At 68.0% G+C, this 23533-nt stretch carries 26 protein-coding genes; 9 read left to right on the forward strand and 17 right to left on the reverse strand.

Annotation, left to right across the window (positions count from 1 at the left end; genetic code table 11):
- Positions 1-111 precede the first annotated feature (111 nt).
- The 3 genes from GDJ08_RS02940 to GDJ08_RS02950 are packed head-to-tail and all read left to right on the forward strand — an operon-like array spanning position 112 to position 1624.
- Entirely contained in the window at positions 112-744 is a 633-nt protein-coding gene (locus GDJ08_RS02940; RefSeq protein WP_017355785.1) for a superoxide dismutase, read from the forward strand.
- Positions 744-1298, forward strand: coding sequence for a flavin reductase family protein (locus GDJ08_RS02945; protein ID WP_153164258.1), 555 nt, complete (start codon positions 744-746; stop codon positions 1296-1298). The genes GDJ08_RS02940 and GDJ08_RS02945 overlap by 1 nt, the downstream gene beginning before the upstream one ends.
- Complete coding sequence (locus GDJ08_RS02950; protein WP_153164259.1) at positions 1298-1624, forward strand: tetratricopeptide repeat protein; 327 nt, start codon at positions 1298-1300, stop codon at positions 1622-1624. Before GDJ08_RS02945 ends, GDJ08_RS02950 begins: the two co-directional genes overlap by 1 nt.
- A gap of 138 nt (positions 1625-1762) precedes the next feature.
- On the opposite strand, the gene GDJ08_RS02955 is transcribed toward GDJ08_RS02950, so the two are convergent.
- Genes GDJ08_RS02955 through GDJ08_RS02970 form a run of 4 tightly spaced genes read right to left on the reverse strand, consistent with a single transcriptional unit; the run spans position 1763 to position 7431 of the window.
- Positions 1763-2398 (reverse strand): inorganic diphosphatase, encoded by a 636-nt coding sequence (locus tag GDJ08_RS02955; protein ID WP_051008587.1) that lies wholly within the window; start codon positions 2396-2398, stop codon positions 1763-1765.
- Positions 2399-2447: 49 nt separating this feature from the next.
- Positions 2448-3827, reverse strand: a complete 1380-nt coding sequence (locus GDJ08_RS02960) for a purple acid phosphatase family protein (protein WP_153164260.1) — start codon at positions 3825-3827, stop codon at positions 2448-2450.
- The gene (locus GDJ08_RS02965) at positions 3824-4927 is read right to left on the reverse strand and encodes an NHL repeat-containing protein (RefSeq protein ID WP_153164261.1); all 1104 of its coding nucleotides are present in this window, start codon (positions 4925-4927) and stop codon (positions 3824-3826) included. The genes GDJ08_RS02960 and GDJ08_RS02965 overlap by 4 nt, the downstream gene beginning before the upstream one ends.
- On the reverse strand, positions 4927-7431 hold the full coding sequence (locus tag GDJ08_RS02970) for a TonB-dependent receptor (protein WP_423669067.1): 2505 nt from the start codon (positions 7429-7431) through the stop codon (positions 4927-4929). Before GDJ08_RS02970 ends, GDJ08_RS02965 begins: the two co-directional genes overlap by 1 nt.
- Positions 7432-7642: 211 nt before the next feature.
- Here GDJ08_RS02970 and upp point away from each other — a divergent pair, with 211 nt between their 5' ends.
- Both upp and GDJ08_RS02980 read left to right on the forward strand, forming a co-directional pair.
- Entirely contained in the window at positions 7643-8278 is a 636-nt protein-coding gene (gene upp / locus GDJ08_RS02975) for a uracil phosphoribosyltransferase (RefSeq protein ID WP_017355792.1), read from the forward strand.
- A gap of 106 nt (positions 8279-8384) precedes the next feature.
- On the forward strand, positions 8385-8669 hold the full coding sequence (locus tag GDJ08_RS02980; RefSeq protein ID WP_017355793.1) for a PsiF family protein: 285 nt from the start codon (positions 8385-8387) through the stop codon (positions 8667-8669).
- A gap of 188 nt (positions 8670-8857) precedes the next feature.
- On the opposite strand, the gene GDJ08_RS02985 is transcribed toward GDJ08_RS02980, so the two are convergent.
- The 6 genes from GDJ08_RS02985 to rsmD all read right to left on the reverse strand — a co-directional run bounded on the left by GDJ08_RS02985 (position 8858) and on the right by rsmD (position 13654).
- Positions 8858-9745, reverse strand: a complete 888-nt coding sequence (locus tag GDJ08_RS02985; RefSeq protein ID WP_136005878.1) for an MBL fold metallo-hydrolase — start codon at positions 9743-9745, stop codon at positions 8858-8860.
- A gap of 105 nt (positions 9746-9850) precedes the next feature.
- A complete protein-coding gene (gene ggt / locus GDJ08_RS02990; RefSeq protein WP_153164263.1) occupies positions 9851-11587 on the reverse strand; it encodes a gamma-glutamyltransferase in 1737 nt (578 codons plus the stop codon).
- Entirely contained in the window at positions 11584-11868 is a 285-nt protein-coding gene (locus tag GDJ08_RS02995; RefSeq protein WP_136005873.1) for a YfhL family 4Fe-4S dicluster ferredoxin, read from the reverse strand. Before GDJ08_RS02995 ends, ggt begins: the two co-directional genes overlap by 4 nt.
- Before the next feature lie 124 nt (positions 11869-11992).
- A complete protein-coding gene (locus GDJ08_RS03000; protein ID WP_136005870.1) occupies positions 11993-12484 on the reverse strand; it encodes a hypothetical protein in 492 nt (163 codons plus the stop codon).
- A gap of 44 nt (positions 12485-12528) precedes the next feature.
- Entirely contained in the window at positions 12529-13041 is a 513-nt protein-coding gene (coaD, locus tag GDJ08_RS03005) for a pantetheine-phosphate adenylyltransferase (protein WP_017357527.1), read from the reverse strand.
- Between the two features lie 7 nt (positions 13042-13048).
- Positions 13049-13654 carry a 16S rRNA (guanine(966)-N(2))-methyltransferase RsmD gene (rsmD, locus tag GDJ08_RS03010; RefSeq protein ID WP_017357528.1) on the reverse strand — a complete coding sequence of 202 codons (606 nt, stop codon included), beginning with the start codon at positions 13652-13654 and terminating at the stop codon, positions 13049-13051.
- 429 nt (positions 13655-14083) lie between these two features.
- Between rsmD and htpG the strand changes: the two genes are divergently transcribed.
- Positions 14084-15982 (forward strand): molecular chaperone HtpG, encoded by a 1899-nt coding sequence (htpG, locus tag GDJ08_RS03015; protein WP_017357529.1) that lies wholly within the window; start codon positions 14084-14086, stop codon positions 15980-15982.
- Between the two features lie 108 nt (positions 15983-16090).
- Here the strand turns inward: htpG and GDJ08_RS03020 are convergent, their stop codons facing one another.
- Positions 16091-16390, reverse strand: coding sequence for a hypothetical protein (locus GDJ08_RS03020; RefSeq protein ID WP_153164264.1), 300 nt, complete (start codon positions 16388-16390; stop codon positions 16091-16093).
- A 131-nt stretch (positions 16391-16521) separates the two neighbouring features.
- Here GDJ08_RS03020 and ftsY point away from each other — a divergent pair, with 131 nt between their 5' ends.
- From ftsY to GDJ08_RS03035, 3 genes are read left to right on the forward strand one after another with little or no spacing between them, the layout of a single operon-like run.
- Positions 16522-17844, forward strand: a complete 1323-nt coding sequence (gene ftsY, locus GDJ08_RS03025; protein ID WP_153164265.1) for a signal recognition particle-docking protein FtsY — start codon at positions 16522-16524, stop codon at positions 17842-17844.
- Positions 17844-18965: an A/G-specific adenine glycosylase gene (mutY, locus tag GDJ08_RS03030; RefSeq protein ID WP_153164266.1), complete on the forward strand. Its 1122-nt coding sequence runs from the start codon at positions 17844-17846 to the stop codon at positions 18963-18965. Before ftsY ends, mutY begins: the two co-directional genes overlap by 1 nt.
- Before the next feature lie 4 nt (positions 18966-18969).
- Positions 18970-19242: an oxidative damage protection protein gene (locus tag GDJ08_RS03035; RefSeq protein WP_017355973.1), complete on the forward strand. Its 273-nt coding sequence runs from the start codon at positions 18970-18972 to the stop codon at positions 19240-19242.
- 52 nt (positions 19243-19294) lie between these two features.
- On the opposite strand, the gene GDJ08_RS03040 is transcribed toward GDJ08_RS03035, so the two are convergent.
- The 6 genes from GDJ08_RS03040 to GDJ08_RS03065 all read right to left on the reverse strand — a co-directional run bounded on the left by GDJ08_RS03040 (position 19295) and on the right by GDJ08_RS03065 (position 23375).
- Positions 19295-19735, reverse strand: coding sequence for a DUF6491 family protein (locus GDJ08_RS03040; RefSeq protein ID WP_153164267.1), 441 nt, complete (start codon positions 19733-19735; stop codon positions 19295-19297).
- A gap of 96 nt (positions 19736-19831) precedes the next feature.
- The gene (gene lolD / locus GDJ08_RS03045) at positions 19832-20560 is read right to left on the reverse strand and encodes a lipoprotein-releasing ABC transporter ATP-binding protein LolD (RefSeq protein ID WP_017355971.1); all 729 of its coding nucleotides are present in this window, start codon (positions 20558-20560) and stop codon (positions 19832-19834) included.
- Complete coding sequence (locus GDJ08_RS03050; RefSeq protein WP_017355970.1) at positions 20553-21794, reverse strand: lipoprotein-releasing ABC transporter permease subunit; 1242 nt, start codon at positions 21792-21794, stop codon at positions 20553-20555. Before GDJ08_RS03050 ends, lolD begins: the two co-directional genes overlap by 8 nt.
- 23 nt (positions 21795-21817) lie before the next feature.
- On the reverse strand, positions 21818-22189 hold the full coding sequence (locus GDJ08_RS03055; protein ID WP_423668969.1) for a hypothetical protein: 372 nt from the start codon (positions 22187-22189) through the stop codon (positions 21818-21820).
- A 28-nt stretch (positions 22190-22217) separates the two neighbouring features.
- Positions 22218-22466 carry an FAD assembly factor SdhE gene (locus GDJ08_RS03060; protein ID WP_017355968.1) on the reverse strand — a complete coding sequence of 83 codons (249 nt, stop codon included), beginning with the start codon at positions 22464-22466 and terminating at the stop codon, positions 22218-22220.
- A gap of 123 nt (positions 22467-22589) precedes the next feature.
- The gene (locus GDJ08_RS03065; RefSeq protein ID WP_017355967.1) at positions 22590-23375 is read right to left on the reverse strand and encodes a succinate dehydrogenase iron-sulfur subunit; all 786 of its coding nucleotides are present in this window, start codon (positions 23373-23375) and stop codon (positions 22590-22592) included.
- Positions 23376-23533 lie beyond the last annotated feature (158 nt).

The following is a 23533-nucleotide window of genomic DNA, read 5'->3' on the forward strand; positions in this document are numbered from 1 at the left end:
GTGGTCCACGCGGGACCCTGACCGGGAATGATGCCATGTGCCGGACGCGGACGCTTGACCTCAACTTACATTGAGGTTCTATGGTGACGCCTCCTTTCTGGAGCCGTACCGATGACCTACACCCTCCCCACCCTGTCCTACGCCTACGAGGCGCTGGAACCGCACTTCGACGCGCGCACGATGGAGATCCACCACGCACGCCACCACCAGACCTACATCAACAACCTCAACGCGGCACTCGCCGATGCCGGTATCGACCAGACGCCGGTGGAAACGCTGATCGCCGATCTGGAGGCGCTGCCGGACGCGCTGCGCACTGCCGTGCGCAACAATGGCGGCGGCCACGCCAACCACAGCCTGTTCTGGACCGTGCTCAGCCCCAGCGGCGGCGGCGAGCCGCAGGGCCCGGTGGCCGAGGCGATCGCCCGTGACCTGGGGGGCTACGCGGCCTTCAAGGAGGCATTCACCAAGGCCGCTCAGACCCGCTTCGGCAGTGGCTGGGCGTGGCTCACCCTGATGCCCGATGGCACGCTGCGGGTGGAAAGCAGCGCCAACCAGGACAGCCCGCTGATGGGCGATGTCGCCGGGCTGTCGGGCGGCACGCCGATCCTGGGTCTGGATGTCTGGGAACATGCGTATTACCTGAACTACCAGAACCGTCGCCCCGACTACATCGCCGCGTTCTTCCAACTGATCGACTGGGCCGAAGTGACGCGCCGCTTCCACGCCGCGGGCGGACGCTGATGGACGCAGGTCCAGCGCTGGATCACGGCCGGACAGTCGCGGACGTGCCCGCGCTGGACCTGCCCGGCGACGCCACCTTGACGGCTGCGGCACTGCGCCATGCCTTCGGCCAGTACCCCACCGGCGTGGCCGTGGTCACCACCCGCGCCGAAGACGGCGCACTGCGGGCGATGACCATCAATTCGTTCGCCTCGCTGTCGCTGGACCCGCCACTGATCATGTGGAGCCTGTGCGCGCACTCGCTGGACCTGCCGCTGTACCGGCCTGGCCAGCCGTTTGGAATCAGCATCCTGGCGGCCGGCCAGACCGCGATCGCCCGTCACTTTGCCGATGGTCGCCTCCGGCATACCCCCCTGCCGGACGCGATCACGCCGCATGCCAGTGGCATCGCGGTGGTCCGCGATGCGGTGGGGCATCTGCTGTGCACGGTGGAGCGGACGCTACCCGGCGGCGACCACATGATGATCCTGGGCCGGGTCGCCCGCGTGGAGACGGCCCCAGGCGATACGCTTGCCTTCCATCGTGGGCGGTGTGCCCATCTCAGGACGCCATAATGGACATCCAGGCGCTGCAACAGCTGCTGGACCGCGGCCGCGATGGCCCGCTGCTGCGCTTCAGCCTCGGCAAGGGCCTGCTCGACGCAGGCGATCCGGCCCTGGCCACCACGCACCTGGCGCAGTGCGTGGCCCAGGACCCGGACTACTCGGCCGGCTGGAAGCTGCTGGGCAAAGCCTGCCTGGCGGCTGGCGACGCGGCGGCCGCCGCCCAGGCATGGCGACGCGGCATCGCGGTGGCCACGCACAATGGCGACAGGCAGGCGGAGAAGGAGATGACCGTGTTCCTGCGACGCGCGCTGAAAGCCCGTGCAAGGCAGGCATGAGGCTGCGCCTGCGTCATCAGGACAGGCCCTTGCTGAGTGGCGTCATGACGCCGGACACACATACTGCGTTGTCCCGCCCAGCCCGCACAGCCGCAGCTCCCGGATCGCCCTCCCCCCCGTGCGTCCAGAGACGCAGGCTCAGTCACCCTTGCGGCGCTGCTGCTGCAGATCGAAACGCTGCATGGACGCGCGGATCAGGGCCCGGGCCTCGGCCGCCGTGCCCCAGCCGTTGAGCTGCACCGGGTTGCGTCCCGCGGGCAGATCTTTATAGACGCGGAAAAACGCCTCGATGCGCTGGCGCTCGATCAGCGGCAGATCGTCGAGGTCACGGATGCCGGCGTAGGTCGGGTCGAGTTTGTCGGTCGGAACGCCGATCACCTTCTCGTCCTGCTCGCCGTTGTCCACCATCTTCAGGTAGCCGATCGGGCGGAACCGCACGATCACCCCCGGATGCAACGGCTCCCGGGTCAACACCAACGCGTCGAGGGGGTCGTTGTCGCCGGCCAGGGTGCGCGGCATCGAGCCGTAGTTGGCCGGGTACGCCACCGGCATCGACTGGAAGCGGTCCACGTGCACGAGCCCGTCCTCCTTGATTTCGTACTTGGTGAAACTGCCGGCCGGAATCTCCACGGCCAGGTTCGCTTCCTCGGGAGCTTCCTTCGGCTGCGCGGCCAGGAACGGGTGCAGCACCGCGTTGGTGGCGGTGCCGGCACCGGCCAGCAGCAACAGGAACGTGGCGATCACCATCCGGGACGCCGTGCGGTGCATGTCCATCCTTCTCTCCAGCGATGGCCGGGCAGCTCGCAGCCGCCCGGCATACAGGTCATTCCCAGCAACGGTCCGCGCGGCCCTTCAAGGTCTGTGTGCGGGTGCAGTCGCGGGGTGCGATTCGGTCATCGGTCAGTTCAACCTTCTGTTTGACGCCATCGGCGCGGCGCGTCAACTCGAACCCGTCGTACAGCCGCCCGGTGACCGTGCGCGCCTCGTAGCGCAGGTGCTGGGGATCGATCTTCAGCACTTGGAACAACTGGGTGTCCTCACCCACCGGCGCCATAGTGGCACGGGCCTGCGCCGACAACCGGTACTGCTTCGGGCCTGCCACGGTGACCACGAACTGCGGCGTGGCGGCGTCGCCTTCGCCGCGACGCCCGTAGGTGTGGTCGTGGCCCTGCAGCACCAGATCGACGCGGTGGCGGCGCACCACCGGGAGCAGCACGTCGCGCAGCTCGGCGTTCTCGCGCCCTTCGCGTGGGGAGTAGAACGGCTGGTGCAGCAGCACGATGCTCCACGGGTGCGGGTTGTCGGCCAACACCTTGTCCAGCCACGCCGCCTGTGCGGCGGCGCTGCCCAGATCCAGCGCCGAGGTGCCGTCGAGCACCGCGATGCGCACGCCCTGGTAGTCGAACCAGTAGGTACTGGTGTCGGCAGCGGCCACGCCATTGCGCGGCAGCGCGAAAGTGACCGGCCAATGCCTGCCGAGCACGCGGCGCTCCTGCGGGGTGTCCTCGAACTCCTCGACGTACTCGTGGTTGCCGATCGCCGGCGCCACGGCCGTTTCCTGCGGCAGCCAGCCGGCAGCGGCGAACCATTCACCCCATTCGCTGTCGTCCTGGCCGTCGCCGCCGCTGACCAGGTCACCGGCGAACAGGCTCAGGCGGGCGTCCGGCGCGGCTTTCAGCCCGGCACGCAGCACCCGCGAAACATGGCTGAGGTTCTTGTTCTGGGTGTCGCCGAAGTACAGCAGCGTCAGCGGTTGCTGCGCGGCGCCGGCGGTGCGCAGCTGGTTCCAGGCACTCCAGGTCCCCTGCCCCTGCACCCGCCACAGATACAGCGTGTCCGGTGCAAGGCCGCTCATGTCGGCGCGGTGGTAGTGGGCGGGACCGTTCTCGGTGTCCAGCGCGCGGGTGGCAGCGACCACGCGGACAGGCGTGCCGACGTCCGGCGAATCGCCCGCCAGCACCCACTCCAGCACCGGCGCATTGACCGTCGTATCGGTCCGCCACGACACGCCGACGCCGCGCGCGGCGTCCTGCGCCGGCGAGGCCACGATACGGTCAGGGAAGCCGGTCGCCGCGTAGTGGCGATTGCCGACCGGTACCTGGGTGTTCGGTTCGGCGGTGCGGTCGGCCTGTTTCGCGACTACCGGGCCGGCCAGCAGCAGAGACAACGCCAGCGCGGCAGCGCCGAGGCAGCCGCGGGTCATGGCGCGCACTCCAGCGGCAGCGACAACTGCCGGGCCACGCTGGCCCAGTCGAAGGCCACCACGCCCTGGTCGTCGTGCACGGCATACAGCACGCCGTCGGGGAAGCGCGGCGACGCATGCGGATCGAGCCAGATGCCGTCGGTGTTGGCCACCGTATTGCCCTGGAAGGCGCCCACATGCTTGAAGGTGTGGCGGTCGAACAGATGGAACACGCTGCGCTGCTTGCCCTGCTCGGTGGTGATCCACCAGCCGTCCTTGCCGCAGGTCCGCAGCATCACGCCCTCGGCCTGCGCCTTGAAGGCGTCGCGGCCGAAGGTGGTGCCGGTGAACCTGCCCGCCAATGTGTATACCTTGAACTCGCTGGCGTAGGTTTCATCCTCTTCGGCGATCAGCAGACGGTCATTGGCCGGGTCGCCCCAGATCGACTCGACCACGCGCAGCGCACCGGCCTCGCTGGTGTCGCCGATGCTCGAGACGAGCGTGCCCTGCGCCTTGTCGCCCTGAACCGTCATGGCGTAGCGGCGCACGCGCTTGTCCAGCTCGGCCAGCGGCGGCAGCACGTCGTTGCCTTGGGCATCCTCACCGGCATCGTAGGAATCGGTGACGTATACGTCGTAGCCGCCCTCGCGCTTGTTCACCCACAGGCCGTATGGCTTGCGCAGGTCGTCGGCGGCGAACACGCCCAGCGGGGCGAAGTCCGGCAGCCGCAGCACCTGCACGCGGTGGTTGTCGCGCTCCACGATCAGCACCAGGTCGTCGACCACCGCGATGCCATTGGGCCGCACGAACTGCCCCAAGCCGGTACCCGTACTGCCGACATCGCGCAGATGCGTGCCGGTCTGGCCGTCGTAGACCACCAGCTTGTCGGTGGCCTTGGCGGTGGCGATCAGCCAGCGCTGGCCGTCCGGCGTGGTCCAGCTGGTGGGCGAATCGATGTTGTCGGCCGGGGTCATGGGTGTGACGAAGGCTTCGGCAACTGTGGCGATGTTGCGTGCGGCATCGGCAGCGGCCGCCGGCGCCGACGCGGCGGGTGCGGGCTGCTGGCCGCAGGCCGTCAGCAGTGCCAGGCCGAGCAGGCCAAGCGTGTGGGTCGTACGCATCACAGGGCCACCTTCAGGCCGAGCGCGTAGGTGCGCCCGTATTCTTCATTCTGCAGCGTCCGCGAGCGTACGCCCTGATAGAGCTCCAGCGGCTTGTCCAGCAGGTTCTGCGCTTCCAGATACAGGCTCACGTTCGCGGTGATCTTGTAGTCCAGGCTGAAGTCGAGCTGGGTGTTGGGCGCCACATGGATGTCGTAGGCGCGGCTGTCGCCGAGGGTATCCAGGTATTCGCTGCGGTAGACCGCCGCCACGCGGGTGCTGAAGCCCGCTTTCTCGTAGCCGACATGGGCGCTGTACACGTGCCTGGAGGCGCGCGGCAGCATGAAGTCGTCGCGCTCGCGGCCGGCCAGGCCGGGGTCGAAGTCGGTGTCCAGCCAGGTGCCACTGGCGCCCACCAGCAGGCCGTCCCAGCCGGACGGCAGGAAGGCGAGCTGCTGCTGCCAATTGAACTCGGCGCCGCGGACGGTGGCCTTGTCGCCGTTGATCACCCGGGTCACTTCATAGCCCGGGTAGGCCGGGTCGTTGTTGCTGAGCGTGCTGACGATGTAGCCGTCGATCGACTTGTGGAACAGCCCCAGCGATACGATGCCGGTGCTACCGATGTACTTCTCCATCGACAGGTCCAGGTTCCTGGATTCGTACGGGTCCAGCTGCGGGTTGCCCAGTCGCACTTCCTCATCGCCCCGGTTCAGGCCCACGCGCGGGGCAATGTCGCCGAATGACGGGCGCGACACGGTCTTGTTGGCGGCCGCACGCAGCACCCAGTCGCTGCCGGCGTCGTAGCGCAGGTGCAGGCCAGGCAGCACGCTGGTGTAGCTGCGGCTGACGTTCAACGGGGTGACTGTGTAGCTGCGGCCATTGCTGGCCACGTCCACGCTGTTGCCGGTGGCCGCGAACCGGGTGTTCTCCACGCGCACGCCGCCGATGATGCGCAGCGCGCCGATATCCCAGGTGCCCATCGCATAGCTGGCGAAGATGTCTTCACTGGCGGTGTAGTCCTCTTCCAGCGAGGCCATCGCATTGCCGCCTGCGTCCTGCGGACGTGCGCTGTACTGACCGCCGGACTGCGCCCAGTAGCGACGCATCGCATCCGAACTTATGCCCTGGCCCAGGTTGCCGCCACGGTGATCGGGGGTGGCGGCGGTCCAGTCCGACAGCGCGATCTTCGGGCCGACGCGCAGCTCGCGCTCGTCCACGTTCACGTCACGGTCGCGCCAGCGGCCAAGCAGCCCGACCTTGTAGCTGGACGCATCACCGTCGAAACGCACGTTGATCTGCGCGCTGCGCTCCTGGTCGTTGACCTGCTTGGGTGACAGCACCACGCGGTCGAAGTCGTAGTTGGCGTTGCTGATCCAACCGGCATCGCTGAGCGTGTAGCGCGGAATGCCACTGTTCTGGTCCACGGTGGCGGTCAGGTCGTCGCCGTTGTACTTGAAGCGCGCTTCCATCTCGTCGTTGACGCGCTCTTCGGTGCGCGTGTAGCCGACCTTGTAGTCCACCACCGCGCCCGTCAGCCGGTTCTCGCCGCCGAGGCTGGCGGCGAAGGTGTTTTCCTTCTTGGTGCGGTAGCGCATGCGCTTCTGGATCGCATCGGCCGGGAGTTCGTCGATGGTGTACTGGTTGTTGCCGCGCGCGGTCACCTCGCCATCACCGAAATTGAAAAGGGTACGCTGGCGGGTCTCGGCATCGTCGAACTGGCTGTACAGCGTGCGCAGGTAGTAGCGGTTGTCGTCGTCGGGGCGCCAGTCGAAGTTGAGGTTGGCGCCGATGCGCTTGCGCTCGATCTCGTACTTGCGCTGCTGCAGGCTGTTGGCGAACAGATCGTCATCGGCGCCGCCGTCGAACGTGCCGTACTCGACCTCGGTGTTGTCCGACTCGAACGTGCGGTTCTGGTAGTTCACGCCCAGCGCGACGCCCAGGGTGTCGCCGAACACTTCGCTGTAGTTGATGGCCGCCTTGGGGCTGGTGTTGCCGGAGAGCTGCTGGTGGCTGGCTTCGACCTTGCCGCGCAGGCTGCGTCCTTCACGGTCGAAAGCCGACGCCGACTCGACCAGGATCGCGCCGCCGATGGCATCGCCGGGCATGTCCGGGGTGGGCGACTTGACCACGCGCAGGCGCTCGGTCGAGTCGGAGGGAATCACGTCCAGCGGCGCGGCGCGGCTGGAATCTTCCGGGGTGCCGATGGCGATGCCATCGACGCTGACGCTGTTCAGCGCCGCGTCCAGGCCACGGATGACCACGAAGCGCCCCTCGCCCTGGTCGCGGGTCACGCTCACGCCCGGCAGGCGCTGCAGCGACTCGGCCACATTCTTGTCCGGGTACACCCCCATCGCGTCGGAGGAGACGGCATCTTCGATGGCGTCGCTGCTGCGCTTGAGGTCGACCGCGCGGGTCTGCGACTCCAGCTGCGGCCGGACTTCAATGCGATCCAGATCGATCGCCTCGGCGCCGACGGCCGCGGTCGCGACTGCCGTATCGGCGGCGAAAGCGGACGGACTGGCCATGACCAGCAACGACAGGCTGATGGCCAGCCCCAACGGTGACTTCTTCTGCACAGCTATCCCCAACGGTGTAAAGATTGGGTCAGCACGGTATGTCCGGCAGGTTGCATGGGCATGACACCGGGGGCAGCGCGCACGTCCGGGCGCTGGTCGTTGGGCTTTGGGTGGGGTTGCGGCACACTAGGCGCCTCCCCTCTTTTTCAGCCCCTGTCCAATGAAAATCGTCGAAGTGCGCCATCCGCTGGTGCAGCACAAGATCGGCCTGATGCGCGATGCATCCCTGAGCACCAAGGACTTCCGCGAACTGGCCAACGAGCTCGGCGGCCTGCTCGCCTACGAGGCCACCGCCGACCTGGAGACCGAAGCCCACACGATGGCCGGTTGGGCCGGCCCGGTGACGGTGCAGCGCATCGCCGGCGCCAAAATCACCGTGGTGCCGATCCTGCGCGCCGGGCTGGGCATGCTCAGCGGCGTGCTGTCGCTGATCCCGGCGGCGCGCGTCAGCGTGGTCGGCCTGCAGCGCGATGAGGAAACCCTGCAGCCGGTGCCCTACTTCGAACGCCTGACCGGCCGCCTCGAAGAGCGCGACGCGCTGATCCTGGACCCGATGCTGGCCACCGGCGGCACCCTGATCGCCACGATCGACATGCTCAAGCGCGCCGGCGCCCGCCGCATCAAGGGCATCTTCCTGGTCGCCGCACCGGAAGGCATCGCCGCCGTGCAGGCCGTGCATCCGGACGTCGAGATCTTTACCGCCGCCATCGATGCCCAGCTCAACGAGAAAGGCTACATCCTGCCGGGCCTGGGCGATGCGGGCGACCGCATCTTCGGTACCCGCGTCGCCGGCTGATCCGACGCACCGCGCCGGCCGTGGTTTCCACGTGCTGGCGCTTCACACCGCCTATGCCCCCCGGGGCGGACGCTGCGCGCATCTCAACCCGTGCGTGGAGCCTGCGATGAAGACCCTCCCCCTGCTCGCCTGCCTGCTGTTGCTCGGCAGTCCGGTGATCGCCGCCGCCGCCACGCCCCAGCAGCAGCGCATGGCCGACTGTTCGGCCAAGAACAAGGGCAAGACCGGCGAGGACTACAAAACCGCGCAGAAGGCCTGCCTGAGCGGCCCCGCCGCCCCGGCCACCACGCCGCAGGAACGTATGAAGACCTGCAACGCCGATGCCGCCGCCAGGAAGCTGGCCGGCGACGCCCGCAGGACCTTCATGAGCAGTTGCCTGAAAGCGCATTGACCGCAGGCAGCGGGGGGCCTGTCTCCACCCCTGCGCCCCGGCAGAGCCGACCGTTGCTCGGCTGCTGTTCGCACCGGACATCAACACGCCTGCACTGCGCGCGATAGCCGGCCAGAGGCCGGCTCTACGACGACGTCGGTCAAACACACGCGATGCGGCACGATGCCGGCAGGCGGCTCCCGTGTGGCTTACGCCAGCGCACGCGCCTTGAGCTCGCCCTGCTCGTGGGCGGTGCCGAAGCGGCCCTTCTCATCGCGCGTGACCTGGGCCAGCGCGCACTGCGGGTCGTGGGTGAAGAACAGGTGCACGTTGCGCGCCAGTTTGTCCTCCAGGAAGCTGCGCTTCTCGTCGATCAGCAGCTCGGCATTGCGGTCGTAGCCCATCGTGATCGGCACATGCACCCAGGAACGGCCGGGAATCAGGTCTGCACAGAACACCACACCGCCCCGCGCCTGCCCGTCCACCTGCTCGGGTCCCACGATCTCGGCCAGCATCAGCCCCGGCGTATGGCCATCGCTGAAGGTGAAACGCACGCTTTCGCCAAGCGCCTGTGAATAGGGGCCGTCGACGATCTCCAGGCGGCCGCTGGCCTGCAGCAGGCCTGGCAGCTCTGGAATGAAACTGGCGCGGTCGCGCGGGTGCGGATGCAACGCGCGCTCCCAGTGTCCGGCACCGACCAGGAACGTGGCGTTGGGGAACAGCAGTTCCGGCGCGCGCCCTTCGCTCCACGGCGCCAGCAGCCCGCCTGCATGGTCGAAATGCAGGTGGCTGAGCACCACGACATCCACGTCTTCATGTTCGAAGCCGGCTTCGCGCAGCGATTCGATCAGCACGTGGCTGGATTCCTGCACGCCGTAGCGGTCGCGCAGCCGGGGTTCGAAGAACGCGCCGATGCCGGTTTCAAACAGCACCGTCTTGCCGGCCAGCGGGCTCGCCAGCAGCGCGCGACAGGCCAGCTCGATGCGATTGAGCTTGTCCGGTGCCGCCCATTTTTCCCATACGGCGCGCGGCGCGTTGCCGAACATCGCGCCGCCGTCGAGCTTCTGTGAATTGCCGCGAATGGACCAGAGTTTCATGCGGAAAGTATCGTGCCGTCGCCGTTAAATATTCGCTAGTCAACCCGATCCGGCGCGAACGAAAAACCCCGTCCACAGGACGGGGCTTTTCATCGGTGGTGTGGATCAGCGTGCCGGTGAAACCGCCGCGCTGCCCACCGGATTGCGCGGGTCGCTGCCGCCGCTGAGCACGTTGCTGCGCCGGTTCCATTCCACGGTCTGCAGGTTGCCCCAGACGTGGCTGGAGCCACGGCCGCCGGCCGCGCTGTCGCCGGGCAGATCGACCTTGTGGCCCATCGCCTGGAGCTGCCGGAGGGTGGCGTCGTCGAAGGCACCGCTCTCGGCCTCGATCACGTCGGGCAGCCACTGGTGATGGTAGCGCGGCAACGCCGCGACCTGCTGGGCGTCCAGCCCGGCGTCGTAGCCGAGGATGCCCAGCAGCACCATCGTGATGATGCGGCTGCCGCCCGGCGTGCCGAGTACCACCACCTTGTCCGCCGATTCCATGAAGGTCGGGGTCATCGAGCTGAGCATGCGCTTGCCCGGCTTGGGTGCGTTGGCCGCATACCCCATCACTCCGAAGGCATTGGGCGTGCCCGGCTTCAGCGCGAAATCGTCCATCTCGTTGTTCAGCAGCACGCCGGTACCGGACGGAATCAGGCCCGAGCCATACAGCAGGTTGACGGTCTGGGTGGCGCCCACACGGTTGCCGTCGCGGTCGATGATCGAGAAGTGGGTGGTCTCGTCGTCTTCCAGCGGGGTCGGATTGCCCGACAGCAGATCGCTCGGGGTCGCCTTCTCCGGGTGGATGGTGGCGCGCAGCCCCTGCGCGTAATCCTTGCTGGTCAGTACCTTCTGCGGGATCTGCACAAAGTCCGGATCGCCGAGGAAGAACGTGCGGTCGCGGTAAGCGCGGCGCATGGCCTCGACCACCAGGTGGGTGCGGTGGGCCTCGTCGAGCGTCTTCAGGTCCCAGCCTTCCAGAATCTGCAGCATCGACGCCAGTGCGATGCCACCGGAGGAGGGCGGCGCGGCGGTGGTGACGGTCCAGTCGCGGTACTTGAACACGATCGGCTCGCGCTGCTTGACCCGGTAGCCGGCCAGTTCCTCGGCCGTCCAGCGGCCGCCGGCCTGCTTCACGCCCGCCAGCAGCATCGCGCCGGTCTGCCCGCGGTAAAAACCGTCGAAGCCCTTGTCGGCCAAGCGCTCCAGGGTGGCGGCCAATTCCGGCTGCCGGAACACATCGCCTTCGGCGATCGGCTTGCCGTTGCGCAGGTACACCTCGCGCGTGCCGGGATAGCGCTCCATCACCGCGCGGCGCGAGGCATAGCCCTTGGCCATGCGTGCGTACACCGGGAAACCGTCGCGGGCGATGCGGATCGCCGGTTCCAGCGAGGTGCGCAGCGGCAGCCGGCCATGCCTGGACGACAGCTCCACCAGCGCCGCCGGCAGGCCGGGAATGCCGGCCGACCACGCGCCGTTCACCGAGCGGTCGCGGTCCAGCTCGCCCTTCCCGTCCAGGAACGCCTCGGGCGTGGCCGACTGCGGCGCGGTCTCGCGCGCGTCCAGCATCACGTCCTTGCCGGTGGCCGCGTCATGCAGCAGGAAGAAGCCGCCGCCGCCCAGCCCTGAACTGATCGGCTCGACCACCGAGAGCACCGAGGACACCGCCACGGCGGCATCGAACGCGTTGCCGCCCTTGGCGAGGATCTCCATGCCGGCCTCGGTGGCCAGATGGTGCCCGCTGGCAATCGCCGCGCCCTCCGGGTGCTTGGCCAACGACGCCGGGGTGGATCCAGCAGACCAGGCCACCGGTGCCCACAGCAGCACCAGCAGCAACCAACGACGCGACAGCCTGTTCATTCGGACGGGGACTCCGTGACATACAGTTCGGGATGATCACGCTGCAGCCCATGCAGTTTGGCCAACAGCGCTTCCTGGGTTTCCGGGATGTCCGGATCGGGATCGATGCATTCCACCGGGCAGACGACCACGCACTGGGGTTCGTCGAAGTGTCCCACGCACTCGGTGCAGCGGGCCGGGTCGATCACGTAGATGGTTTCACCCATCGAGATGGCCTGATTGGGGCAGGCCGGCTCACAGACGTCGCAGTTGACGCAGAGCTCATTGATTTTCAGCGACATGGCGTTACTCCACGCCCGCGCCGGCGGAAGAAAACCGGCCAGCGCAGGGCGCCGGCCGATGATCGGCGGCGCCCCGCAGGACGCCGCCCGGGCCGCGCGCGGGGCGCGGCCGCCACTGCACGGGTTACTTGGCTTCGACGAAGATGTACTCGGCGCCGGTCGGCTGCACGATGGACTGCACGCGGGCGTTGTCGGCGGCCTGGCCGATGAACACGACGCGCACGCCCTTCATCGAGTCCGGCGACACGTCCTTGAACACGGTCTGGATCATGTCGGCCATCTTGCCCGAGGCAGACGAACCGAAGGCCAGCATGTTGCCCGGCTGCACGCCACGGGCGACGGCCTGGGTGGCGCTTTCAACCTGGCGCTCGTACTTGTCCTGGAACTGCGGGTCCGATTCCGGCCCGAGGTAATACAGGAACGGGCTGTTGGTGATGTTGCCCATGTTCTGCACGGCCACGGCCTGCAGGTACTTCTTCCAGCCGGCATCGTCGTCCTTGCCCGGGGCGACCAGCGCCTGCTGGGCTTCGGCGACCGGAGCAGCCTCTTCCTTCTTGCAGGCGGTGAAGGCCAGCGCGAACGACGCGATCAGCATGGCACGCATGGTGTTGTTCATGGAATTCCTCCCTTGGTGGTTCTTGGTATGTATGGGTCTGGCGGTTATTGCGTCGGGCCCGACTTCGCTTCCCGGACCCTGCGCAGCGCTTCCAGCACCGACGCGGGAACGAAGCCGGACACGTCGCCGCCCAGACGGGCGATCTCGCGGACCAGCGAAGACGAAATGAAGCTGTGCTGCTCGGCCGGGGTCAGGAACAACGTCTCGACTTCCGGGATCAGGTGGCGGTTCATGCTCGCCATCTGGAATTCGTACTCGAAATCGGACACCGCACGCAGGCCGCGCAGCAGCACGCCACCCTGCATGGAGCGCACGAAATGCGCCAGCAACGTATCAAAACCGCGCACTTCCACGTTGCGGTGGTGGGCCAGCGCCTCACGCGCCAGCGACACCCGCAGCTCCAGCGGCAGCGTCGGCCCCTTTGACGGGCTCTGCGCCACACCCACCACCACCTTTTCGAACAGCGGCGCGGCCCGGTTCACCAGGTCGATGTGACCGTTGGTGATCGGATCGAAGGTGCCCGGGTACACGGCAATGCGGCGGTTGGCCACGGTCATACGGCAGCTACACGTTGTGATCTGGTGAAAGTGTAGCAGCGGCGCGGCGGTACAGGGCGAAACGGACCTCCCGGGTGCTCCCCTCGCGGTGCAGCAGCCACGGCGCCGGCAATCGTGGCGCCTGACCGGCCGGCGACTCCACGTACAGCCAGGCATCGGGGGCCAGGTGCGCCGGCAGTCCGGCGATCACCGCGTCCCACAGCCCGGCGGCAAACGGCGGGTCGACGAAGGCGATATCGGCCAGCGCCCCGGCCGGCTGACGCAGCCACTGCAGGGCGTCGGCCTGGACGACCTCCACCAGCCCCTGCGCGCCCAGCCGGGTCACCGACTCGCGCAGCTGCCGGGACAGCCCCCCGTCTTTCTCCACCAAGGTGGCGTGCGCCGCCCCCCGCGACACCGCCTCCAGTCCCAGCGCGCCGCTGCCGGCAAACAGGTCCAGCACCCGCGCCCCGCCCAACCGCGGCATCAGCCAGTTGAACAGCGTCTCGCGGACCCGGTCGCTGCTCGGCCGCAGGCCCGGCGACAGTGGCACGGGCAGCTTCGTCCCACGCCACTTGCCGCCGATGATGCGCACCTGCCCCACCGCCGGTGCTGCGGGCTGACGCGGCGTCATGCCCGGCGCCTGGCTGGACGGGTCGACAGGGAAAACGGTGCGGCACGGGTCATGGCACAGGGGCAACGGGGGGGCGGGCCGACATTCTAAGCGCTGATCCCCGGCGGGCGCGTTTCATGCACCGGAGACGGCGGATGGCACCGCCGCCCGACCCTCCCGCCATTCGCCCAGCCAATGACCGCACCGGATTCAATGCAGACATCTGATCGACAGACGGGCAGTGTCGCGTGCAAGCCCTCCTCCCGTGGAAAAAGGCCCCTGATCAGGACCTCCGAGTGGCCGGCTGCAACCGCGACCTGCATCGCCCCCGAGCCAGGAAGGATACAAACGGCGGGTATCCGCACGCTCTTGAAAACCCACCCCGCCGCCCCTACCCCTTGAGCCAGCCGCCGCGCAGGGCGCGGCATCGTCCAAGGAGCATCGCCACTCATGACCGTGCAGACCCAAAAAGAAACCCTGGGCTTCCAGACCGAAGTCAAGCAGCTGCTGCAGCTGATGATCCACTCGCTGTACTCCAACAAGGAAATCTTCCTTCGCGAGCTGATCTCCAACGCTGCCGACGCCTCGGACAAACTGCGCTTCGAAGCGCTGACCCAGCCGGCCCTTCTTGAGAACGACAGCGACCTGCGCATCCGCGTCAGCTTCGATGCCGATGCCCACACCCTGACCATCGACGACAACGGCATCGGCATGAGCCGTGACGAGGCCATCGCGCACCTTGGCACCATCGCCAAGTCCGGCACGGGCGACTTCCTGCGCCAGCTCTCCGGCGACCAGAAGAAGGACTCCCAGCTGATCGGCCAGTTCGGCGTCGGCTTCTACAGCGCCTTCATCGTCGCCGACCAGGTCGACGTCTACTCGCGCCGCGCCGGCCTGCCCGCCAGCGAAGGCGTGCACTGGTCCTCGCGAGGCGAAGGCGAGTTCGACGTCGAGAGCATCGACAAGCCCGAGCGCGGCACCCGCATCGTGCTGCACCTGAAGGACGACCAGCTCGACTTCGCCGATGGCTGGCGCCTGCGCGGCATCATCAAGAAGTACTCCGACCACATCGGCCTGCCGATCCAGATGGTCAAGAACGCCCACGGCGACGATGCACCGGCCGAGCCCGAGTGGGAAACCGTCAACCGCGCCAGCGCGCTGTGGACCCGTCCGCGCAACGAGATCACCGACGCCGAGTACCGCGAGTTCTACAAGCACGCCGCGCACGACCACCAGGACCCGCTGGCGTGGAGCCACAACAAGGTCGAAGGCAAGCTCGAGTACACCTCGTTGCTGTACGTGCCCGGCCACGCGCCGTTCGACCTCTACCACCGCGATGCGCCCAAGGGCCTGAAGCTCTACGTGCAGCGCGTGTTCGTGATGGACCAGGCCGAGCAGTTCCTGCCGCTGTACCTGCGCTTCATCAAGGGCGTGGTGGATTCCAACGACCTGTCGCTGAACGTCTCGCGCGAAATCCTGCAGTCCGGCCCGGTCATCGACTCGATGAAGGCCGCGCTCACCAAGCGCTCGCTGGACATGCTCGACAAGCTCGCCAAGGACTCGCCGGACGTCTATGCCGGCTTCTGGAAGCAGTTCGGCCAGGTCCTCAAGGAAGGCCCCGCCGAAGACTACGGCAACCGCGAAAAGGTGGCCGGCCTGCTGCGCTTCGCTTCCACCCATGACGCCAGCGGCGAGCAGAGCGTGTCCCTGGCCGACTACGTCGGCCGCATGATCGAAGGCCAGGACAAGATCTACTTCCTGACCGGCGACAGCCATACCCAGGTCAAGGACAGCCCGCATCTGGAAGTGTTCCGCAAGAAGGGCATCGAAGTACTGCTGCTCACCGACCGCATCGACGAGTGGCTGATGGGCTACCTGACCGACTTCGACGGCAAGTCGTTCGTTGACGTCGCACGCGGCGACCTCGACCTCGGCGCGTTGGAGTCGGCGGAAGACAAGCAGGCCCAGGAAGAAGCCGCCAAGGACAAGCAGGCCCTGGTCGAGCGGCTCAAGACCGCGCTCGGCGAGGACGTGGCCGACGTGCGCGTCTCGCACCGCCTCACCGACTCCCCGGCGATCCTGGCCATCGGCGAACAGGACCTGGGCCTGCAGATGCGCCAGATCCTGGAAGCCAGCGGCCAGAAGGTGCCGGACAGCAAGCCCGTGTTCGAGTTCAACCCCGGCCACCCGCTGATCGGCAAGCTCGACCAGGAAGCCGACGCGGCACGCTTCGACGACCTCAGCCGCGTGCTGTTCGACCAGGCCGCCCTGGCAGCCGGCGACACGCTGAAGGACCCGGCCGCCTACGTGCGCCGGCTCAACAAGCTCCTGCTCGAACTGTCCGCGTAAGACCGCGGCACCCGACGATGCCGGCCGCAGGTCGGCATCGTCCTGCCACGACGGGCTCCAGGAAAGTCACATGACCCGGTCGTGCCGGCCAACGGTGGCGACCCACGGTCAGGCGGTTGCGTCCAGCAATGCGCCAAGCATGCCATCGGAGCGCCGGATCACGGCGGCATTGGCCGTGAATGCCAGCACCTCGTTGCGGGCGGCCAGCAGGTCGGTCAACGGGGCCGTCGGGTCCTGGGGCGTGGTGCCCACGACGGACTGCACCCCGCCGGCAGGCGCAGCGCCCCGCAGCACCTGCAGACGCGTCGCGTCGGGCGCGTCCAGGCTGGCCACGTTGTGCGCGGCCACCTGTACGCCCTGCTGAGCCGCACGCATGCCGCTGCCCGCGATTGCCAGAATATTGCCCACCCGGATGCACCCCGGACCGCCCCGTGCGGCCCTCCACCGTCGATAGCGGCCGCCGGGCCGCGCACTTGAGTGCACTCGGGGCTGACAGGCCCGAGTGGTAGCATATCCCCCTGATTTCAGCGCCGAATCCAATGCTCAGTTTCTTCCGTCGCAAAAAGCCCCAGGACGCCCCACAGGACGCGCCCAAGACCCAGCACTACTCGGCTGAAGAGCTGGCCGCCGCGTTCCCGCAGGCGGCTGATGCTGCCGCGCCGCCGGCCCAACCGCCCGCGCCGGTCGTCCCGCCCACCGCACCTCCGGCATCGACCGCACCGGTCGCCCGGGCCGCCACGCCCCCGGAACCGACCACACCGGTAGTGCCGCCCGCCGGCCAGCGCCCGACCGACCCTGCACCCGTCGTGCAGGTGACCCCGCCGGTCCTGGTCGCCACCGACATCGTGCAGGAAGCCGCTCAGCCGACCGAACCGCCCGTGGCGGCCGCCGCCCCGGCCGCCGACATCCTCGAGCCCGGCGATACCACCGCTCCGGCCGCTCCCGGCAAGCTCGGCTGGCGCGACCGCCTGCGCAACAGCGTCATCGCCCGCAGCTTCGGCGGCCTGTTCTCGCGCAATCCCAAGCTCGACGACGACCTGCTCGACGAGCTGGAAACCGCCCTGATCACCGCCGATGTCGGCGTTGGCGCCACCACCGCGCTGGTCGAGGGCCTGCGCAAGCGCATGAAGGCGCGAGAGTTCGCCGACGCCAAGGCATTGCTGGCCGCTCTTCGCAGCGAGCTGATCGCGATCCTGCAGCCGGTCGCCAGACCACTGGTCATCGACCGCACCGCCAAGCCCTTCGTGGTGCTCACCGTCGGCGTCAACGGGGTGGGCAAGACCACCACCATCGGCAAGCTGGCCAAGCGCTTCAAGGACGACGGCCACAGTCTGATGCTGGCCGCCGGCGACACCTTCCGCGCCGCCGCCGTGGCCCAGCTGCAGGCCTGGGGCGAGCGCAACGGCGTGGCCGTGGTGGCCCAGGGCCAGAATGCCGATGCGGCATCGGTCGCCTTCGATGCGCTGCAGGCCGGCAAGGCACGCGGCACAGAGGTACTGATTGCCGACACCGCCGGCCGCCTGCATACCCAGTCCGGCCTGATGAACGAGCTGGGCAAGATCCGCCGCGTGCTGGGCAAGATCGATCCGGCCGCGCCGCACGAGGTGCTGATGGTGATCGACGGCACCACCGGGCAGAACGCCCTCTCCCAGCTGCGCCAGTTCCACGCGGCGGTCAACGTCACCGGCCTGGTGGTGACCAAGCTGGATGGCACCGCCAAGGGGGGCGTGGTGTTCGCGCTGGCCCGCGAGTTCGGCATTCCGATCCGCTTCGCCGGCATCGGCGAGCGCCCGGAAGATCTGCGCGTGTTCGATCCGGAAGCGTTCGTCGACGCGCTGCTGCCCGAGGCCCTGGGCGGCTGATGCCCGGCGTGGACGGGCGCGGCGACGCCTTCGTCGGCCGCCTGCTGCCGTGGTTCGACGGCCACGGCCGGCATGACCTGCCGTGGCAGCACCCGCGCTCGCCGTACCGGGTGTGGCTGTCGGAGATCATGCTGCAGCAGACCCAGGTCAGTACGGTCATTCCGTACTTTCTGACGTTCCTGCAGGTCTTCCCCACCCTGCCCGCGCTGGCCGCAGCCAGCAACGACGCCGTGATGGCACGGTGGGCCGGGCTTGGCTACTACGCGCGTGCGCGCAACCTGCATGCCGCCGCGCAACGCTGCGTGGCCGATCACGATGGCGAGCTGCCGCGCGATCTCGACGCGCTGCACGCCCTGCCCGGCATCGGCCGCAGTACCGCCGCCGCAATCCTCAGCCAGGCCTGGAACGATCGCCATGCGATCCTCGACGGCAACGTCAAACGCGTGCTCACCCGCTATCACGGCATCGACGGCTTTCCCGGTCTGCCGGCCGTGGAGAAGGTGCTCTGGGGGCTGGCAGAGGCGCACGTACAGCACGTTCCCGACGGTCGCATGGCCGACTACACGCAGGCGCAGATGGATCTGGGCGCCACCGTATGCACGCGCAGCCGTCCCGCCTGTGTGATCTGCCCGTTGCAGGACGATTGCGTGGCGCGCCGTGAAGGCCGCACCGACCGGTTGCCCACGCCCAAACCAGGCAAGGCACTGCCCGAGCGCGAGGCCGTGGCCCTGCTGCTGCGCGATGACCGCGGCCGCGTGCTGCTGCAGAAGCGGCCGGACACCGGCATCTGGGCGCAGTTGTGGACGCTGCCCCAGGCCGAGCATGGCAGCGCGCTGCAGGACTGGTTCGACGCGCACCTGCACGGCTCGCTGGACGACGCGGAGGCGCTGCCGGTGCTGGAACACACCTTCAGCCATTACCGCCTGCACCTGCAGGTGCTGTCCTGCCAGGTGGACGGCCTGCGCGCCGATGTCCCGGGCCTGCGCTGGGTCGCTCCGGTGGACCTGCCCACGCTCGGCCTGCCCGCACCGATCCGCAAGCTGCTCGACACCGGCGCGCCGCCCGCCTCGCCCAAGCGCCGTACAATGCGACGCGCGTCCTCCCCACCCGTTTCCGAGTAAGCCCATGCCCCGCACCGTTTTCTGCCAGTACGAACAACGCGACACCGACGGCCTGGACTTCGTGCCCTATCCCGGCGATCTCGGCCAGCGCATCTTCAATCACATCGGCAAGAGCGCGTGGGCCGCATGGCTGGCGCACCAGACGATGCTGATCAACGAGAACCGGCTGTCGCCGCGCGATCCCAGGCACCGCGCGTTCCTGGAAGAAGAGCTGGTCAAGTACCTGTTCTCCGGCGGCGCAGAAAAGCCGGCCGGTTACGTCGCGCCGGAGGCGTGAGGCCGCTGTGCCGGCCAGTGGCCGGCACCTGCACGGCAGGTCGCGGTACGCCTTACGGCTCCCGCTCCTGCAGCTTCGCCTGGCGCATGTCCTGTTCGGACGCGCGCAGCGCCTTGATGTCCAGTTTCTGGATGCTGCGGATGAAGCACGGCATGTTCATCGGGCCCAAGGTCGGGTCGCGGACCAGGACCTTGTCGAAGCGCGATGACACCCGTCCGGTGCGGCTGGTCAGCGCGATCTCCAGCGCGTAGTCCAGGCCCTGGCACGGGCCGGTCAGCTCGAGCAGATAGGCCTCGCTCGGGCGCGTCCATACCGCCAGCGCACTGTCGCCCAGTTCGGTCCAGCCATTGATGCCGCCATACAGCGGCATGTCCTGCTGCGGCGGTGCCGCATGGGCGCGGTACAGCGACAGCTTCTGCTCGGACGTCAGGCGACCACTGGTCGCACAGGCGGACAGGGCCAGGCACAGGGCGACGGCAACATGGGCTTTCATGGAACCTCCGGCGGGGTGGGCTGCAGGCATCATGCGCCCCCCGGGATGATGCCGGCGCATGCAGCCCGCCGGCAGTTCAGCGCCTGGACGGGGTGCTCAGACCTGGTCGTGCGACAAGGCGTGCAGGCGACCTTCGCGCAGTTCCAGCACGCGGTCCAGCTTGCGTGCCAGGCTGCGGTCGTGGGTCACCAGCACCAGACTGGTGTGGTGGGCGCGGTTGAGCTCCAGCATCAGGTCGAACACGGTCGCGGCGGTCTTGTCGTCCAGGTTGCCGGTGGGCTCGTCGCCCAGCACGCAGGCCGGCCGGTTGACCAGCGCGCGGGCCACGGCGGCGCGCTGGCGCTCGCCACCGGACAGCTCGCTGGGCTTGTGCTCCAGGCGGTGGCCCAGGCCGACCGACTCCAGCAGCGAACGGGCGCGCGCCTGTGCATCGGCCACGTCCGCACCGCCCAGCAGCACCGGCATCATCACGTTCTCCAACGCGGTGAATTCGGGCAGCAGGTGATGGAACTGGTACACGAAGCCCAGCGTGCGGTTGCGCAGGCTGCCGCGCGCTGCATCGGAGAGCTGCGACATGCGCACGCCAGCCACCAGCACCTCGCCCGCCGTGGGCAGGTCCAGGCCACCAAGCAGATGCAGCAGGGTGCTCTTGCCGGCACCGGAGGCGCCGATGATCGCGACCGTCTCGCCGGTGTTGACGCTGAGGTCCAGGCCATCGAAGACCGGGGTCTGCATGCGCCCTTCCGAATAGGTCTTGCCCAGGCGCTCGGCGCGGAGCACTTCCTGGCCGCGGACGCTCACGTCATGCCCGATCACATCATTCATAACGCAGGGCCTCCGCCGGCTGGGTGCGGGCAGCGCGCCACGCGGGATACAACGTCGCCAGGAAGCTCATGACCAGTGCGACCACCGTGATGATGATGATGTCCGGCGCCTGCATGTCGGTGGGCAGGCCGGTGATGTAGTAGACGTCCTCGGGCAGCAGCTTGACGTTGAACACCGTCTCGATCGCACCGAGGATGCGTTCGAGATTCAAGGTCAGGGTGATGCCGCCGATCACGCCCATCACGGTACCGAAGATGCCGATCAGCGAGCCCTGCACCATGAAGACCTGCATCACCCCGCCCGGGGTCAGGCCAAGCGTGCGCAGGATCGCGATGTCGGCCTGCTTGTCGGTGACCAGCATCACCTGCGAGGACACCAGGTTGAAGGCCCCCATCGCGATGATCAGCGACAGCAGGATGCCCATCACCACTTTTTCCATGCGCAGCGAGTGGTACAGGTTGGCGTTCTGCTGGGTCCAGTCGCTGACCCGGTAGGCCCCGTGCAGCGCATGCGCCAGATCCAGGCCGACATCCAGCGCCTTGTCCATGTCGTGCAGCTTCAGGCGCACGCCGGTCGCGCCATCGATGCGCAGGACACGCTCCAGGTCGCTCATGTTGGCGTAGGCCACGCCGCGGTCGATCTCGTTGTAGCCGGCCTCGAAGATGCCGCTGACGGTGAAGCGCTTCAGCCGCGGCATCGCGCCCATCGGCGTGCCCTGCACTTCGGCCAGCGTCACCACCACGGTGTCGCCGACATCCACGCCGAGCCAGATGGCCAGTTCACTGCCCAGCAGCAGGTTGTAGCTGCCGGGGGTCAGGCTGTCGTAGCTGCCGCGCTTGAGCTTCTGATTGATGACCGAGACCGTGGGCTCCAGCGCCGGGTCGATGCCCTGCACGATCGCGCCCTGCACGCGTGGACCGCTCAGCATGGCCTGGATCTCGATGTACGGCGCGGCACCGGCCACGCGCGGGTCCTTCATGGCCAGATCCACCGACCGCTGCCAGTCGGCCATCGGCGCGCCGTCGCTGGTGATGGTGGTATGCGCGGACATCTGCAGCAGGCGGTCGCGGATCTCCTTCTGGAAGCCGCTCATCACCGCCAGGGTGGTGATCAGCACGGTCACGCCCAGCGCGATGCCAAGGATGGACGCCATCGAGATGAAGGAGATGAAGCCGTTGCGACGTTTGGCGCGCAGGTAACGCAGGCCGATTGCGACAGGTATGGGTTTGAACATGCAGGTGTGCCGGACAATTCAGGCTATGGTGCCATTGCGCGACGTGAACGGGAAATGCAGCGGGTGCCGACGGCCAGTCGCAGTTCACGTCGCTGCGCCGCCGACAGGGTATCGGGCCAGAACAGCAGTGCGTGCCGGCGCCACCCCTGCCGCCAGCGAAGCTGGACCAGCGGTCCCCGGAACCGCACCACGAAGGCCTCGACCGGCCTGCCGTCCACCATGACGGCCGCCTCGCCAGGCGGAACAAGCAGGTGCCGGGGACGCCGACGGACCTGACCTGCCGCTTCGACAAGGGACGCCATCACGACCGTCCCGGCCACCCACTGCCAGTGCGGCGACGGCAGATCGCTCATCGACAGCGCCCAGGGCACGAGCATCGCCAGCAGGACCTGCACGCGGCATTGCCTGCGCGAGGGCCGCCATTCAAGCCGGCAGGGCGCGGATCCTGGCGATGAGCGCGGCCGGCTCGGCATGGGGGCACTCCTCGTAGCCCATGAACCACCGCCACAGCCTATCGTCCTCGCATTCCAGCAGGAACAGGAAAACCTCGCGCTCTGCAGTCGGCGCACCGGCCCATTCGCGGTCAAGGTAACGCTCGAACAGCTGGTCCAGCTCACGCATGCCACGGCGGCAGCGCCAACGCAGCTTTTTCAGCAGGGTTGCTTCATCCATCGGTGTGGCTCCTTGAACGGCAAGGCCTTAAACGGTAAAGCCGAGCATGGCTCGGCTTTACCTTTTCGGTTCAGCCGGGCAGAGCCCGGCGCTACGGAGCCGCGGGCTGAGCCCGGCGCTACGTCAGGCGCGGCGCGCCATCATGAGCTTCTTGATCTCGGCGATGGCCAAGGCCGGGTTCAGGCCCTTCGGGCAGGTCCGGGCGCAGTTCATGATGGTGTGGCAGCGGTACAGCTTGAACGGATCTTCCAGGTCGTCCAGACGCGCCCCGGTGTCCTCGTCGCGCGAATCGACGATCCAGCGGTAGGCCTGCAGGAGGATCGCCGGGCCCAGGTAACGCTCACCGTTCCACCAGTAGCTCGGGCAGCTGGTCGAGCAGCAGGCGCACAGAATGCACTCGTACAGCCCGTCGAGCTTCTTGCGGTCTTCCGGCGACTGCAGGCGCTCGCGATCCGGCGGCGGCGGGGTCTGGGTGCGGATCCACGGCTTGATCGACGCGTACTGCGCGTAGAAGTGGGTCAGGTCCGGCACCAGATCCTTGACCACGCTCATGTGCGGCAGCGGGTAGATCGGCACTTCGGCCTTGCCGCAGTCAGCGATGGCGCGGGTGCAGGCCAGCGTGTTGGTGCCATCGATGTTCATCGCGCATGAACCGCAGATGCCCTCGCGGCACGAACGACGGAAGGTTAGGGTCGGATCGATCTCGTTCTTGATCTTGATCAGCGCGTCCAGAACCATCGGGCCGCACGCGTCCAGATCGATCTCGTAGGTATCGGTACGCGGGTTGCTGTCGTCGTCGGGATTCCAGCGGTAGATCTTGAACGTACGGGTGTTCTTCGCGCCGCTCTTGGCGGGGAAGTGCTTGCCCTTTCCGATCTTGGAATTCTTGGGGAGGGAAAACTCGGCCATGGCTGTTCTCGTTGGCTCAGGCGGCTCGCGCTGCGATGCAGGCGCGGCTAGCACGGAAGATGAGGAAGTCGACACCGCCGGCCCGCAGCGCGCGCACCACCCCACCCGTGTGGGCGGAGGAAGTGGCAGGCACTGCGTGGCCGGAGGTCATGCCGAAG

The organism is Stenotrophomonas nematodicola (assembly GCF_009467805.1).
Taxonomy (GTDB): Bacteria; Pseudomonadota; Gammaproteobacteria; order Xanthomonadales; family Xanthomonadaceae; genus Stenotrophomonas; species Stenotrophomonas nematodicola.